Origin of the sequence: Desulfoluna butyratoxydans (assembly GCF_900699765.1) — a bacterium.
In the GTDB taxonomy this organism is placed as follows: Bacteria; Desulfobacterota; Desulfobacteria; order Desulfobacterales; family Desulfolunaceae; genus Desulfoluna; species Desulfoluna butyratoxydans.
Window position 1 is genome coordinate 75,858 of record NZ_CAADHO010000008.1, and the last position, 13,760, is coordinate 89,617.

The window sequence follows — 13,760 nt, forward strand, 5'->3', positions numbered from 1 at the left end:
TGCAATTGTTCATCATCCACTCCTTTTCGCGTTATATGACAGCAAGGTGTCAGCGTTCGTGATGGGCCCTTTCGAAAAAAACGCCGTTGTCTGTTCCGGGCCCGTGATATTTAAAGGGCGCTGCCGTTTTCGACCATGCGGCGGCGCAACTCGTCGGTATCCACGTCCTTGTATCCGGTACCGGCCTCAAGGCGAAGCGCTGTGGCAACAGCCGCTGCATGGCCGTATTCAAAGCACTGGGCGGTCACCCGGGCAGAGGCCAGGGCTTCATGCTCCGCGCTCAAACTGCGCCCGGCAACAATGACGTTATCCAGCTCCGGGTGCACCAGGGTCCCATAGGGCACCTCGTAATAATCATCGATAAGCCAGTGCAGCTTGGAGACCTCCCCGGCATGAAGCTCAATGGGCCAGGATGAGCGGACAATGCCGTCGGCGGCCTTGGTGCACTGTGCCACATGGGCATTGGTCAGGGTCACCGTGCCCTTGATGCTGCGGGTCTGGCGAACCCCCACCTCAGGGGGCACATCCATGAGCTCCGAATCTTCAAACCCGCTGACATTTTCCTTGAAAAATCGATGGTATTCGCGGACAGCCCGACGGCCTGAAATCTCCGCATGGGTTCGGTCTCCGGGGTTGATAACATTAAGCATCTCCCCCCCCTGACCGGCGAGCTGGGTGCAGTTCATCAAAAACACGGACCGCGTGGGGGTGGGAAAGACCCAGATGTGATTTCGCGGGGTATCGTAGGTTCCCTTCTCAAAAGCCTCGGTGAGTTTGCGGGTCAGGCTCTCGGGGCAAATGGTGTTCCTGCCGAAGCAGTCGTAGTACCCCGCCTCCTCCACATGGGAGAGACGAAACATCATGGTGGGGTTCTGGATGGCGCCGTTATCCCCGAAGGTGTAGGCGCAACCGGCCTTGGTCATGACGGCCGCATCGCCCGTGCAATCGATAAATGCCCCGGCCTTTACGTGGGTTCTCCCTGCGCTGGACTCCAGCTGCACGGAGGTCAGCCGGTCCCCCTTTCGGGTCACCGCGGTCACCAGGGTATGATAAAGGCACCGGACACCGGCCTCCTCCAAGAGGTCATCGGCCACCTCACGCCAGACAAAGGGATCGAAGGTCACCACATGGGTGCTCCCGTAAATCTGGGGTTCGGTCACCCCTCCCCGCTCGGCAAGGCGGATTTTGAATTCACCGGCAAACCCGAAGACAAGCTGCTTTGGCTCCTTGGCCTCGATCTCCTCCTGGGCCTGGTACAGGCCACAGATGGTTCCGGAAAGCCCTGCCACCGCAGCGCCCCCGCAAAATCCGTTCTTCTCCACCAGCACAGTGGAAAGCCCCTGCCGCGCACAAACCGTTGCGGCAGCCACACCGGCAGGGCCGCCGCCGCACACAACGACATCCGCCTCCAGAAGAAGGGGCGCCTCCTCATCGGTTAACGCCGTCTCTTTCCAGGAATCCATAAATGATGTATCAGTGGTATATTTCATAACCTTCTTATTTTATATTTCTTCATCATTAATTTAAAATTAATCACCAACCGATACATCAGCTTGTATATCAATTATCAATCCTTGGCAACACCCACCTCAAAATTTGATCCACACCACCCTTGTTTAGCACCTTAAAACGGCATTTATCCAAAAAGATATATCACAACAAACCAAAACTAAAGTTTTGAAATAAAACATTAAAATCGATAAAATCCCAGCACAGACAAAAAATACTTCAACAAAACCTTTATTTGAAACACATCATCCGAATCAACTCCCACACAGCCCCATTATCGGTCTGCATACCATACTAATATGTCAATAATTCCATCCTCCTTTCTTATGAATTCAAGGGAGTTTTATTATTTCATGGCACAGATTCCCGACAGCTGGTATAACCAAATCAATGCATTCTGATATATTAATTTACACTACGGGCCAAAAGTGCAATACAGATCCAAAAAAAGGGAAAATAAAGTCTCAGCGAATATACCCCCGTAAGCAGAAGCCCAACAAAGAAACATGATTTGCTTGCATGTCAGCTCTGTGATATGTCACTTAAATTTTATTTTTGCATACCAAGCATTCCAACAACCCTGCGTGAACCCATTTGTCGCCGCCGGGATACGAGGTCATCATGTCAAAAACCCTTTCGGAAACAGCCCGCCTTGAAATCGAACGGATGCTTGTGTTCGGTGAAATAAACGTCTCCACCCTCTATTCAGAGAACAAGCTGGCAGCCCTATTGAACCTGGGGCGCACACCGGTACGGGAAGCCCTGCAAAAGCTTGAGCATGAAAACATGCTGCGAATCCACCCACGAAAAGGGATCGAGTTCCTCAGCATCACCCCCGAACAGCAAGTGCAACTCCTGGAGGTTCGCAAACAGATCGAACCCATCTGTCTGCGATACGCCATCTTGCGCGGCACAACCGCCCAGAAAAAAGAGATGCTCCACCTTGGGGAGCAGATGGTGGCCTGCGCCGAACAACATGATGAAGAGGGCATGCTCAAATGCCTCCAGGACATCCACACCATCATCACAGACGCCACCGGGAACCCCTACTTCCACAACACCATCGAGCAGGTTCAGAGCCTTTCGCGCCGATTCTGGTTCGCCAACAAAATCGAGACCGACAACATGAAGGGCAGCCTGATCCACCGGAACATCATGAAAGCCATTGCCTTTGGGAACGAAAAGGAGGCATTGAAAAACTCCGAGCTCCTCATGGAACACCTGACAGAGTCCGCCTACCGAAAGATTCAATAGGGCCTCCCCCTCCCCTTTGCGCGCCGATGGCAAAGCATAAAATCATTGACATGTAATTAGCGGCCTAACTATACTTACCCCATGTTCAACCTACGCGACTTCCCAAACGACCCTATCTTTTCCCGCATGGAGCGGGACTACCCACAACTGGCGCCGGACGCTGTCTCAGCATTTCTGCGCCTCCTCGTTGCGGGCAGCGACTTTCTCGGGCGGCTGGACGCCCTCCTTTCCGGTCATGGCATCATGCACGGCAGATGGCTTGTCCTGATCCAGCTGCGACGCCGGAAAATCCCCCGGGCATTGCCTTCTGAGCTGGCTCAGGAGCAAGGCGTAACCCGCGCCACCATGTCCGGCCTCCTCCGACAGCTTGAGCGGGACGGGCTCATCCGCCGACAGGAAGACCCCGCCGACGGACGCAAAGCCGCCGTGCTCCTCACAGACAAGGGAGAGGCCCTCCTGGACCGCATCATGCCCGAGTACTACACCCTGGTAAATGAGCTCATGGCACCGCTGACGAACCCCGAGCAAAAATCCCTTGCAGGCATGCTGGACAAGCTGCTGATGCGACCGGCAGCCCCGGTCACCTGAAACACGCCGCGAGCGGTATCGCGATACGTAAACCATTGCATCAAAAACACATACATTCAGGCCAGCATGGCCAGACGGTATTTTTTTCGCCCTAATAGTTAGGGCCCTAATCATATAATTATACATAACACGCACAGAATCGCCGCAGGCGTTTCCGAATACCCCAACCGATGTGGGGACGTTTTCGTCCCCACACCCGCATCACAGGAGACCCACCATGATAAAACAGGTTCCCTTAGGCAAGACATCCATCCGCGTATCCCGCATGGGACTCGGCTGCATGGGCATGTCCGAATTTTACGGGCCGTCCGATGACGCCAACTCCCTCACCGTGCTGGAGCGCGCCCTTGAACTCGGCATTACTTTTTACGACACAGCCGACATGTACGGCCACGGCCATAACGAAAAACTCATTGGTCGGTTTATCAAGGGCAAACGGAACCGCATCGTCCTTGCCACCAAATTCGGCATCATCCGCAAGGAAAAAGGCATCTATGAACGCACCATCGACAACAGCCCCGCGTACCTGAGAAAAGCCTGCGAGGCGTCCCTCAAACGCCTGGGGGTCGACCACATCGATTTGTACTACGCCCACAGGCTCAACCCGGAGCAGGACTTGGATGCCATGATGGGGGAACTCTCCCGACTGGTGGAGGAGGGAAAAATACGTGCCGTGGGCTTAAGCGAGGTCTCGGCCGAACAGTTGCGACGGGCCCACGCCATCCACCCGGTGGCGGCGGTGCAGAGCGAGTACTCCCTGTGGACCCGGGACATCGAAGAAAACGGCCTCCTTGCCGCCTGCCGGGAACTCGGGGTGGGCTTTGTGCCGTACAGTCCTCTGGGACGCGGGTTCCTCACCGGGACCATCACGGACACCAAAGAAATGGACAGCACCGATTTCCGTCGCATGTCCCCGCGCTTTGAAGGCAAAAACCTGGACCGCAACCTTGTCCTGGTGGCCTCAGTACAGGAACTTGCCAAGGAGAAGCAATGCACCCCGGCCCAGGTCGCCCTGGCCTGGGTCATGGCCCAGGGCGAGGACATTGTCCCCATCCCCGGCACCCGCAGGACCCGCTACCTGGAGGACAACGCAGGCGCCCTTCAGGTCACCCTGGAAGCCTCGGACCTCACCTTTCTCGACGACGTTTTCACATCAGATGCCGTTGCCGGAGAGCGATACCCCCAGGAAGGGATGAAGGGCCTCTCCGCCTGATTTCTTTCCTTTTCAACGAAACGCACACTCTCCATACACGAAAGGCCGCTGCAAACCGCAACGGCCTTTCGTGCATAAATCGAATCCGGAACCTTTTAAAGCGTATGGAGAATGTCGAAGAGCTCCCAACATGGGAGGCGCCCCAAAAAAGCCTCGCATCAGACGTTTAGGAACAATGAAACGAAAATCTCCTGCAGAAACGGTTGGCGGGTTTCAAGGTGCCCCCACCTTGCCGCCGGAGGCAGGCTTTTGTATGGTTTCTTTTTGTGCAGCCCCTAAGCCAGAGCCTTGGAGACAATCTCAAAGACACCGTTGGCCAGGTTTTCGGTCCCCTTGATGCGCTCCAGCCTGGCCTTCATGAGACCCTGGCGTTTTTCATCGTAGCGTTTCCAGCGGTTGAAGCCGGAGGCCATGCGGGCGGCGATGCTGGGATTGATGGTATTTAAGGCAATGACCGTATCGGCCAGCAGGTCGTATCCTTTGCCGTCCAGTCGGTGGAAATGCCAGGGGTTGGCCTGGCAGAAAGCGCCGATGAGGGCGCGCACCTTGTTGGGATTTTTGATATCGAAATCGGGATGATCCATAAGGGTGGCCACCCGCTCCAGGGTCCCGGGACGGTTGGAGAGGGACTGGGCGGTGAACCACTTGTCCAGGACCAGGGTATCCCCTTTCCACGCACCGTAGAACCGGTCCATGGCCTCATCGCTCTCCGGGGCATCCATGCCTGCCAGAACCGTGAGGGCTGCCAGCTCGTCGGTCATGTTGGCGGCCGAAGCAAAAGCATCCATGACAAAGGCCGGGGACTCCACCCGGGAGAGGTAAGAGAGGCAAAGACCTTTGAGGCGGCGCTTGGCCATGGACTGAGTGTCCGGGCAATAGGGGCCGTCCTCTTTGCACGCCTCGTACACGGACCGCCAGCCCTCCTTGAGGGCCACGGCAAGGGTATCTGCCACAAACTCGCGGGCCGCGTGGATCCCGTCCACGTCGATCTCAGCCATGCGGTCCCCCAGTTCGGTTTCCGACGGCAGGGTCAGGGCCTGGGCGATGAGGGCCTTGTCCAGAGTCGGATGCGTGAGGGTCTTTTGGACGGCTGCCACCAGGTCGGTGCTTAAGGCCAGGGGCTCTCCTTTTTCGAGGTCTGCCACCATGCCCAGGATGGTGTTGGCGTAGAGCTGCTGGGCAGCATCCCACCTGTTAAAGGAGTCCTGATCGTGGGCCAGGAGGAAGATCAACTCGGCCTCGGTCAAATCCGTCACCTGGTTGACGGGGGCGGAAAAGCCCCTGAACAGGGAAGGAACAGGCTCTTTCTCCACCCCGGTAAAAGTGAAGGATTCCAACGCCGAGGAGAGGCTCAGAACGCGCTCCAGGGGGCCGGGAGAGGCCTCCCCTTCAAGGGTGAGGGGAATGGGTGCCCCGTTGCCCCCTAAAAGCCCCATCCTCACAGGGATCTGCATGGCTTTCTTGTTGGCCTGTCCCGGGGTGTCGGGCACCTTCTGGGTAAAGGTAAGGGTGTAGCGGGAGGTCTCCGCGTCAAAGGCTCGGGTAACAGTAACGGTTGGTGTGCCTGCCTGGCTGTACCAGAGGCGGAACCGGGAAAGATCCACGCCCGAGGCATCCTCCATGGCCGCGACAAAATCCTCGCAGGCCACGGCGCTGCCGTCGTGACGGGCCACGTAAAGGTCCATGCCCTTGCGGAAGCCCTCGGGGCCAAGGAAGGTATGGATCATGCGGATCACCTCGGCCCCTTTGTTGTACACGGTGGCTGTGTAGAAGTTGTTCATCTCAATGTAAGACTCGGGCCGGATGGGATGGGCCATGGGCCCTGCGTCTTCAGGAAACTGGGACGCCCGCAGGCCCCGGACATCTGCGATGCGCTTCACCGCACGGGAGCCCATGTCCGAGGAGAACTCCTGGTCCCGGAACACAGTGAGCCCCTCTTTGAGGGAGAGCTGGAACCAGTTGCACAGGGTCACCCGGTTGCCTGTCCAGTTGTGGAAGTACTCGTGGCCGATGACCCCTTCGATGCCCTGGAAATCCGTGTCCGTTGCCGTCTCGGGCTTTGCCAGCACGTACTTGGAGTTAAAGACGTTAAGCCCCTTGTTCTCCATGGCCCCGGCGTTAAAGCTGTGGGTGGCCACCACCATGTAAATGTCCAGGTCGTACTCCAGGCCAAAGGTCTGTTCGTCCCAGGCCATGGACTTTTTCAGGGACTCTATGGCATGCCCGCACTTGTCGGCATCCTGATGGTCCACATGGAACTTCAGGGCCACCTCGCGCCCGGAGGCGGTGGTAAAGGTATCTTCCCGACATGCCAGATCCCCGGCCACCATGGCGAACAGGTAACTCGGTTTTTTGTGGGGATCCTCCCAGGTGGCAAAATGACGGCCGCCGGGAAGCTCCCCTTCGTCCACCAGGTTCCCGTTGGCCAGGAGCACCGGGTATTTTTCCTTATCGGCCGACACCGTGCAGCGGTAGCTGCTCATCACGTCCGGGCGGTCCGGGAAAAAGGTGATGCGGCGAAAGCCCTCTGCCTCGCACTGGGTCAGGAAGGTTCCGTCGGCAAGGTAAAGCCCCTCAAGGGAGGTGTTGGTCTCGGGATGAATCTTCACCTTTGTTGTAAGGCAAAAAACATCGGGGGGCGCCTGCAGGGTGAGGACCTCTCCTTCAAGGGTGTACTCGCCGTCGGTCAGAGTACGGCCATCCAGCTCGATGGAGAGCAACTCAAGCTCCCTGCCGTCCAGGAGAAAAGAGGCGCCGTCGGCTGCCTCGGGGCTTTTCTTGACGCCCAGGCTGGCGGTCACAAAGGTTTCGGTCTCGAATATATCTGCATGGAGCTCAACGGTCTCCACATTAAAATCAGGGCGCTTGTAGTCCTTGAGGTGGGTTTCGACAGGTTCGGTCATGGGGGTTCCCTTTCGATGGGCAATGAATCATCAGCACACGGGCCTGAAAGGCGGATGCACCCTTCAGCCTTCAATGATCCAAAGATAAGGAGAGTCCTGTAAAAATTCAAGACTTAGAGAAAAAAACCAAAAGATGCCTCCGGCGACGAGGGTGGCAAAGCCACAATAGCGAAAACACCTCGAAAGCAGGTTGCGAATGCATGACGGCAGACATCATGCACACGTTTTCGGGGCATTCGCGCGGGGTGTGATATGTGGCAACCGTTTTTGCCGGAGAGGCCCATTTCATTTTTCTGGAAGCACTTCCTGTACCAACGCCTGGGTTGGCACGAATCGAAAGGTCGCAGGGGGTCGACGAACACGGTGCTTACGAGTCCGGTTTCGCGCCAAAGCACCATTGCCATCCACTTTCGAGAAGATTGATGCCATCAAGGACTCAGCCTTGCCTGCATAGAACGATATGTCATGGGGTGATTTTCTCAGGTAGGGGTGGAGATCAGCAGTGGAGCCCCCCGAGGCACGAGGGATAGCTTGTACAAACCACCAGTTGATGTATCGGGCGAAGCCCGAGCCGAAGGCGCGTGCGCATTTTTCTGAGGAACGAAGGAAAATGCGCACGCGCAATCAGCTTTCGAGGTGGCTCCACCTCGCCGCCGGAGGCATGCTTTTTCCGGCGACTTCGACCATAGAAGGCGTTACCTACTTTTTGGCGTTCTTCAGAGACGCCCGGATGAACTCCACGAAGAGGGGGTGGGGTTCCATGGGGCGGGACTTGAACTCGGGGTGGAACTGGCAGCCCACAAACCAGGGATGGTCTGGGACTTCCACGATCTCCACGAGTTCGCCGTTGGGTGAGGTCCCGGAGAGAATGAGCCCCTTGTCGGTGAGGGCCTTTTTGAACTCGTTGTTGAACTCGTAGCGATGGCGATGGCGCTCGGAGATGGCCTCGGTACCGTAGGCGTCCCGGGCGTGGGTGCCTTCCGCAAGGGTACAGGGGTAGGCGCCCAGGCGCAGGGTACCGCCCTTTTCGGAGTTCACGTCCCTTTTCTCCATCTCGCCGGTGCGCTCGTTGATCCACTCGGTCATCAGATAGATGACGGGATGACCGGTCTTGGCGTCGAACTCGGCGCTGTTGGCATCATCCATGCCGGCCACGTGACGGGCGTATTCGATGACGGCGATCTGCATGCCGAGGCAGATACCGAAGTACGGCACCTTGTTCTCTCGGGCGTAGCGCGCGGCCGCCACCTTGCCCTCGGTGCCCCGGGACCCGAAGCCGCCGGGAATCAGGATGCCGTCGGCATGGGCGAGGAGGCTTGCGGCGTTGGCGTCATCCACGGTCTCGGAGTCGACGAAATCGAGATCCACGCCACAGTTGTTGGGAACCCCGGCATGGTAGAGGGCCTCGTTGAGGCTCTTATACGACTCGGTGAGGTCCACGTACTTGCCCACAATGGCGATGGTGACACGTTTTTTGGGATTCTTGAAGCGGTGGGCGAACTCCTCCCAGTTCTCCAGGCGGGGAGCCCGGGTCCAGATCTGGAGGTATTTGATGATCTTCTCGTCCAGGCCCTCTTCGTGGTAGACCTGGGGCAGCTCGTAGATGCAGTCCACGTCCCGGGCGGTGATGACCGCGTCATCGTCCACGTTGCAGAACAGGGAGATCTTCTTCTTGAGCTCTTTGGGAATCTCGCGGTCGGAGCGGCAGATGAGGATGTTGGGCTGGATGCCGATGCTCCGGAGCTCCTTGACGTTCTGCTGGGTGGGCTTGGTCTTGAGCTCGCCTGCGGCGGCAATGTAGGGCACCAGGGTAAGGTGAACGTACAGGACGTTCTCTTTGCCGAGGTCGGCACGCAGCTGACGGATGGCCTCCAGGAAGGGAAGGCTCTCGATATCGCCGATGGTGCCGCCGATCTCAATGAGGGCCACGTCCACGTCGTCCCCCACCATAAGGATGCTGCGCTTGATCTCATCGGTGATGTGGGGGATCACCTGCACGGTGCCGCCGAGGTACTCCCCGCGGCGCTCCTTGGTGATGACGGAGTTGTAGATCTTGCCGGTGGTAAAGTTGTTGTTTCGCCCCATGCGGGCCGTGGTGAAGCGCTCGTAGTGGCCGAGGTCGAGGTCGGTCTCGGCGCCGTCGTCGGTGACGAACACCTCACCGTGCTGAAAGGGGCTCATGGTACCCGGGTCGACGTTGATGTACGGGTCCAGTTTCTGGATCGTGACCTTCAGGCCACGTGCTTCGAGAAGTGCTCCGATCACTGCGGAGGCGAGCCCCTTGCCCAGTGATGAAACAACCCCGCCGGTCACAAAAATATACTTGGTGTTATGCCCCATGAAGTTACCTCTAAAAATCGCACGAGATGCGTTGGATATGGATTATACGAACAGAAACCCGGCCTGCCTGACCGACAGGCCCGGAACATCGTGTGTACCGCATGACCGGATGCATCAAAAAAAAAGATAAGCCACCGGCGGATCACCTTCACCTGCTTATCTTTTATCACAACGGAAAAAGGGTCCGCCATGGATACCACCCGGTTTGTTTTGTTGCACCGGATAGTATCCAATCACCTGTCGGAACGCAAGGTTTGAAAGCCCAAGCCCGTGATTTCCCGTATGATTTTCAGGGTAACTCCAAAAACTGCACCAAACTTCAGTTTAAACCAACCCCCCTGCCCTTTCTGTCACCTCGCCGACGCATCACGTCCCCTAAAATGCCAGGGGATCGTTGGAGAGGATCCGCTCCAGCTCCTCCATCCGGCGCTGTTTCTCCGAGGCCTCCGGGGCGGCGGGCGCCTCCTTGGCCGGAGCGTCTTTTTTCTCTGCGTAGCGTGCCGGGTCAAAGAGCTTGGCGTCCAGGGGCTTTGCCGCAGTCACCTTTTCGATGTGAATCTCCCGGAACAGCCTGCCGTCGGCATAGAACTCAATGCGCGCAGGGTACATGGCTTTTCCCTGCTTGAACCAGTCGTGGTACCAGATCTCCACCTGCTGGGCGCTTTTTTTGTCGAAAAGGATCCAGCGCATGGGCAGGAAACTCTCCTTGTCCACCCAGAACTGGGGCCGCACAGTGGTATCCGCGGACTTGGCCCCCATCACCCAGGCGATGCGCCCGGCGTGGCGATTCAATGAGGTGACGGAAAGGTCCACCCCGGCGTCGGTGAGGCGTTGTGCCATGAGGGAGTCACGGCGGAACTGCAAGGGGTCCCGGTAGCGATCCGCGGCCCGCTCCGCCCCTTTGGGGTCCAGCTCGCCGTCCACCACGCGGAACCAGGTATCAAAGGTGGAGTACTGCTCCACCCTCTTCTCCCCTGCGGTCACCACGGAGTGAAAGCGGTCGGGCTTGGAGAGGGTCACCACCTCATGAAAGACCAGGTTCTCCTGATCGGGGGTTTCGCTCTGGGCTCGCCTGAAAAAGAGCTCTTTCTGTTGCAGGGTCGCCGTCACCGGCCTGCCCAGCTTTTTCACCATCTGGCGGGTGATCTGTGAAGAAGAGAGAAGGTAGGCCTCGGCCGAACCGGCAGAGGCCAGGAAAAGAAGAAGGAAGAGAGAGAGGACTCGCCTGCGTGTCACTTGGGTCATCACGGCACCTTTGTAAAAAAAGCCCTGCGCCCTTGTCACAGGTCCGCAGGGCTCGGTATGTCGCTTAAGATCAGGCGGTTTCCTACCCGAAGATACGTCCGTTGTAGCGGGCTGCGGCCCCCAGCTCTTCCTCGATGCGGATCAGCTGGTTGTACTTGGCGACACGGTCGCTTCGGGAGATGGAACCGGTCTTGATCTGCCCGGCGTTTACGGCCACGGCAAGGTCGGCGATGAAGGTATCGGCGGTCTCACCGGAACGGTGGGAGATCACCGTGGTGAACCCGGCCTGGGCAGCCATTTCAATGGCATCCAGGGTCTCGGAGACGGTGCCGATCTGGTTCAGCTTGATGAGGATGGAGTTGGCGGCGGAATCGATGATGCCCTTCTCCAGGATGGCGGGGTTGGTGACGAAGACGTCGTCGCCCACGAGCTGAACGCGGTCACCCAGGAGTTCGGTCATGCGGATCCAGCCTTCCCAGTCGCCCTCGGCCAGGCCGTCTTCGATGGAGACCACGGGGTAGTTCTCAATGAGGGAAGCGTAGTAATCGATCATCTCATCGGCGGTGAGACTGCGGCCTTCGCTCTGGAGCTGGTACTTGCCGTCTTCGAAGAACTCGCTGGCAGCGGCGTCCAGGGCCAGGGCGATGTCGTCGCCGGGCACGTAACCTGCCATCTCAATGGCCTTCATGATGAGCTGGATGGCCTCTTCGTTGGAGCCGAGGTCCGGGGCAAAGCCCCCTTCGTCGCCCACGCCGGTGGTGAGGCCTTTGTCCTTGAGGAGTTTTTTCAGGTTGTGGAAGGTCTCGGCACCCATGCGAACGGCCTCGGCAACGGTGGGGGCGCTCACGGGGATGATCATGAACTCCTGGATGTCGAGGTTGTTGGTGGCGTGGGAGCCGCCGTTGATGATGTTCATCATGGGAACGGGCATGTTGCGGGCATTGACCCCACCCAGGTACTTGTACAGGGGCAGGCTGAAGGCGTTGGCCGCAGCGCGGGCGGCAGCCATGGAGACGCCGAGCATGGCGTTGGCACCCAGGGCAGACTTGTTTTCGGTGCCGTCGATCTCGATCATGTGGCGGTCAAGACCAGCCTGATCGGCGGCGTCCATGCCCATCACCTCAGGGGCGATCTTCTCCATGATGTTGGCAACGGCCTGGGTCACCCCTTTACCGAGGTATCGGTCCTTGTCCCCGTCCCTCAATTCCAGGGCTTCACGGGTGCCGGTGGACGCACCGGACGGAACGGCCGCACGCCCCGTGGCGCCGCAAGCCAGGGTTACATCCACTTCCACGGTGGGGTTGCCACGTGAATCCAGAATCTCTCGTGCCTTCACATCAACTATAGCGGTCATCTTCTCCTCCAGAAATTGCCCCCTCCTTCGCCAGAAAGGGACTGAGAAACCTCGGGCACACCCGGTGACGGGCCGGCCGATGTATTAAAATAAATCCAACGTTTGCACGAACCTTATGAACATATACGACAAGGCAAGGCCATGGCCCCAACGCAGCAAACCGGGCAGGATCGCACCCCACCCGTACCGGCGTACAAGGGACCGACGTTGTTACAAGTGCATCTTTGCGTGCGGGTAATAATCTCCCGGCGGGACGTTTTTGACGGCTCCGTATGGGGCCAAAAGAGGCCTGAACGGACCAAAAGTAACCTACAACTCCCCTTACACTCTGTCAAGTCGCCGCGTCCTGTGCCATGGCACGGACAAGCTCAAGAACCAGCTCGGCGGTGATCCCCCACAGGGTCCCGTGGGGGGTATCCCAGAGGTAGACCTCCCGGGTCAGGCCGCCCCAGGGTTTATGGTAGCGCTTAGGCAAACCCAGGGCCTCTGAAGGAAGCAGGGTCACCCGCCCTTTTTTGGGGTGGTCGTAGTGGGGTTCCACCATGAGACGCACATGGTGAATCAGGGGCTCTGTCTCCCTGAAAAAAGAGAGGGGAAGGGTGAACCAGTCCGCCACCTCGTCTTCATTGACGGCCATGGCCTCCAGGGCACCGTCCTCCAGCACCCCCACGTAGCAGGAGACCGTCACCCCCACCGAGGTGATCAGGGTGTCCAGCTCTCCGATGACCGTCACCTTTTCCGGGGGGATGCCCATCTCCTCGGTGCACTCGCGCAGGGCCGTGGCTTTGAGGTCCTCGTCCTTGCCCGGGTCGAATCCCCCCCCGGGAAAAGAGATCTCTCCGCCCTGGCGGATTCCTTTGGTACGCGTCTGGAAGAGAAGGTGAAGTTCCCCGTCCACCGTCACCACCGGGGCCAGAACCGACGAATGAATGAACCGGTCCCACCCCAACACCCCGGGGCGGCCGGAAAAAGCCTGTTTCAATTGCTCGACGTCATCCATACTCTTTTTCATCTCCATGCCTCGCAAGATATCATAAAAGCATTGTATCATGTCTCATTTGCCCGGATATTTCATGAGAAAACAACCACCCCAAAGGAAAATACATGATTTCGAATGGCTACAATAAAAAATGTCAGCTATTTTAAAAATGCAAAGTGTAAATCAGCGTTTGCTGTTTGATTTTCTCACCCTTCGGGCGAGCCGAGTGCACCCATCTTCTGCGTTATCAGAGCGTTGAGGTAAACTACTACATCTGCAGCTCTGATGCCTTGAATATGGGTGCACTCGACTCGTGAAATATTCGGGTAAGCCTTTTGTTGCCTACGTCCTCGGCCTTTGGTCTGTCAACACAAA

9 protein-coding genes are annotated in these 13,760 nt (G+C 57.8%); 3 read left to right on the forward strand and 6 right to left on the reverse strand.

The features are described 5' to 3' along the window. Positions 1-110: 110 nt before the first annotated feature. Entirely contained in the window at positions 111-1,490 is a 1,380-nt protein-coding gene (locus MSL71_RS19465) for an FAD-dependent oxidoreductase (RefSeq protein WP_218951083.1), read from the reverse strand. 640 nt (positions 1,491-2,130) lie between these two features. On the opposite strand from MSL71_RS19465, the gene MSL71_RS19470 reads away from it, so the two are divergent. The 3 genes from MSL71_RS19470 (at position 2,131) to MSL71_RS19480 (ending at position 4,564) form a co-directional block, all read left to right on the forward strand. Further along, the gene (locus MSL71_RS19470; protein WP_180143659.1) at positions 2,131-2,763 is read left to right on the forward strand and encodes a GntR family transcriptional regulator; all 633 of its coding nucleotides are present in this window, start codon (positions 2,131-2,133) and stop codon (positions 2,761-2,763) included. Between the two features lie 81 nt (positions 2,764-2,844). Next, positions 2,845-3,351, forward strand: coding sequence for a MarR family winged helix-turn-helix transcriptional regulator (locus tag MSL71_RS19475; RefSeq protein ID WP_180143661.1), 507 nt, complete (start codon positions 2,845-2,847; stop codon positions 3,349-3,351). Positions 3,352-3,568: 217 nt separating this feature from the next. Beyond that, positions 3,569-4,564, forward strand: a complete 996-nt coding sequence (locus tag MSL71_RS19480; RefSeq protein ID WP_180143663.1) for an aldo/keto reductase — start codon at positions 3,569-3,571, stop codon at positions 4,562-4,564. A 275-nt stretch (positions 4,565-4,839) separates the two neighbouring features. Here the strand turns inward: MSL71_RS19480 and pepN are convergent, their stop codons facing one another. From pepN to MSL71_RS19505, 5 genes are all read right to left on the reverse strand, one after another. Then, positions 4,840-7,467: an aminopeptidase N gene (gene pepN, locus MSL71_RS19485; protein WP_180143665.1), complete on the reverse strand. Its 2,628-nt coding sequence runs from the start codon at positions 7,465-7,467 to the stop codon at positions 4,840-4,842. A 699-nt stretch (positions 7,468-8,166) separates the two neighbouring features. Beyond that, positions 8,167-9,807, reverse strand: a complete 1,641-nt coding sequence (gene pyrG, locus MSL71_RS19490) for a CTP synthase (RefSeq protein WP_180143667.1) — start codon at positions 9,805-9,807, stop codon at positions 8,167-8,169. A gap of 375 nt (positions 9,808-10,182) precedes the next feature. Further along, entirely contained in the window at positions 10,183-11,052 is an 870-nt protein-coding gene (locus MSL71_RS19495) for a LolA-like protein (protein ID WP_180143669.1), read from the reverse strand. An 82-nt stretch (positions 11,053-11,134) separates the two neighbouring features. Continuing rightward, positions 11,135-12,406 carry a phosphopyruvate hydratase gene (gene eno, locus MSL71_RS19500; protein ID WP_180143670.1) on the reverse strand — a complete coding sequence of 424 codons (1,272 nt, stop codon included), beginning with the start codon at positions 12,404-12,406 and terminating at the stop codon, positions 11,135-11,137. 331 nt (positions 12,407-12,737) lie between these two features. After that, complete coding sequence (locus MSL71_RS19505) at positions 12,738-13,406, reverse strand: NUDIX hydrolase (RefSeq protein WP_180143672.1); 669 nt, start codon at positions 13,404-13,406, stop codon at positions 12,738-12,740. Positions 13,407-13,760: the final 354 nt, after the last annotated feature.